General features: G+C 33.1%; 1 protein-coding gene and 1 pseudogene. Both read left to right on the forward strand.

Annotation, left to right across the window (positions count from 1 at the left end; all coding sequences use genetic code 11):
* Nucleotides 1–226 precede the first annotated feature (226 nt).
* A complete protein-coding gene (locus tag C9411_RS25195) occupies nucleotides 227–1,189 on the forward strand; it encodes a cellulase family glycosylhydrolase (RefSeq protein WP_158263891.1) in 963 nt (320 codons plus the stop codon).
* A 196-nt stretch (nucleotides 1,190–1,385) separates the two neighbouring features.
* Nucleotides 1,386–1,786, forward strand: a pseudogene (locus C9411_RS25200) (undecaprenyl-phosphate glucose phosphotransferase); the annotation flags it as partial.

Below are 1,786 nucleotides of genomic sequence, written 5' to 3' on the forward strand. Positions count from 1 at the left end.
GTGGTATTCGTGAAATCATTAACCATGATAATGGACTGATATGTAATATAGAATCAGAGTTGGGTATTGCGATAAATAAGGTTATCGAACTGAAAAATGTTTCACTTGACCCAGCTTCTATTAAAAAAATTTATAAGGATTACGAGAGTTTATTAAGCTGATGCTCATTTTTCTTGTTTGTTTAGCGAGTTATTTAAATTAATTGCTTATGATGGTGGTGTTTAATATGAATATTTTTTTAAAAGGTTTTGCCATTTCTTTTTTTATTGCCAGTTCATCAGTAAATGCTTTTGAACGTGGGATTAATATTCACTTTAAGCATTATCCTCGTGATTCTGAATTCTATATACAATTAGCAAAAAAATATGGGTTCAACTCAATCAGAGATGATTATCCATGGCAGTTGCTGCAGAAAAATGGCAAGGATTTTTCCTTTTCAGCAAATGTTAATAAGGTAGATTATCTTTTCTCGCAAAAACATCCAGGTATTAGCAGTATGCTTATTTTGGCTTATGGAAATCAAAAAATAACAAAAGGAGACTATCCAAGAACAGAAAAAGATATAGATAACTTTGTCAAATATGTTTCTTTTACAGCTGCTCGTTGTAAAGGGACTGTTAAATATTATGAAATATGGAATGAATGGCTTTATGGCACAGGCATTCCTTTTAATACTACCCCTCCAGATTATACGGTATACTTAGAACTAGTAAAAAAGTCATCGGAGGCTATAAGGAAAGTGGATTCCAATGCTATTATTGTCGCTGGTTCTATAAATCCATTTAAAGATAAGGAGCGGATATGGATGGATAACTTAATTGACGGTGGAATATTGAATTATATTGATGGTATATCCCTTCATCCGTACTCTTATGGTAACCCTGACCTTAATATGCGAATCCCGGAAAACAATGTGCAAGCCATAGATAAATATGATGGCTATCTAAAAGGGAAACTAGGAAAGTCTATTCCTCTATATATTACTGAGGTTGGATACACATCTTATAATGGACCAAACAGTGTTTCTGATTCTCAAGTGTACCAATATATGAATCGATATATGAATGCTGCCGAAAAAAGAAGTTTTATAAAAGGTGTGTGGTGGTATGATTTGATTGATGATGGGAATAATGTCAAAAATAAAGAACATAGATTTGGCGTCTTAAATCAACAACTGCTTGTGAAATAATATGACGCTTATAATTTAGAACTTTTAAAGTTGAATTTAACATTTTGTTACTGAGAGCTTTCTACGCTGACAAAGATGCTCCCTACGAGATTGTATATGTAAGGCATGATGTTGTGTGAGGCATCATATTGTACTTGGCAGATATACTGTGTGCCGTTCACTATCATTCACGTCTATTCTAAATTAGGTAATTTTAATGGCACTCTTACATCATAGAACCCATTCAAAAACCAATGCATCATTAATTTCTATGGCGCAAAGATTTTCTGATATTCTCATTATTTTTCTTGGGATATATTCAGTTATCCGTTTAAACTCATATTCTTTCAACTACAAACATCTTTTAATTTTTTTGGTTGTTTTAGTTGTATATCAAATGATTGGAGGGATAACTGATTTTTACCGCTCATGGCGTGGGGGGAAAATTTCAACGGAACTGAGTCTTATCTTGCAAAACTGGACTTTGAGTTTAATATTCACCATTGGGTTGGTTTCTTTCCTTTCTGATCTTGATTTTTCATTCAAGATCTTTTTCCAATGGTATCTTTTGGTTAGTATTGGCCTGCTGTGTTGTCGTGTCGGAATTAGATTGATAGC

The organism is Serratia sp. Nf2 (assembly GCF_003028435.1).
In the GTDB taxonomy this organism is placed as follows: domain Bacteria; phylum Pseudomonadota; class Gammaproteobacteria; order Enterobacterales; family Enterobacteriaceae; genus Serratia; species Serratia marcescens_L.